The 242-nt window shown below is 67.4% G+C and carries 1 protein-coding gene; it reads right to left on the bottom strand.

The features are described 5' to 3' along the window. Positions 1 to 242 (bottom strand): PQQ-binding-like beta-propeller repeat protein (locus J5M73_RS32215; protein ID WP_207817056.1); only part of this gene is annotated, 242 nt, incomplete at both ends.

Raw genomic sequence — 242 nt, 5'->3', positions numbered from 1 at the left:
CCTTGCCGGTGTCCTTGTTCAGGGCCACCAGCTTGGCGTCCAGGGTGCCGAAGAACACCAGGTCGCCGTACAGCGCCACGCCGCGGTTGATCACGTCGCAGCACGGGCGGATGTCGTCCGGCAGGCGGTGGTTGTAGGTCCACAGGCGTTTGCCGGTCTTGGCGTCGAGGGCGAATACCCGCGAGTAGGAGCCGGTGACGTAGACCACGCCGTCGCGGACGATGGCCTGGGATTCCTGGCCG

The sequence above is a fragment of the Pseudomonas sp. 50_B genome, assembly GCF_017491625.1.
Taxonomy (GTDB): Bacteria; Pseudomonadota; Gammaproteobacteria; order Pseudomonadales; family Pseudomonadaceae; genus Aquipseudomonas; species Aquipseudomonas danubii.
Note: the sequence above shows the minus strand (reverse complement) of the source record. Positions and strands in the feature narration are given on the sequence as shown.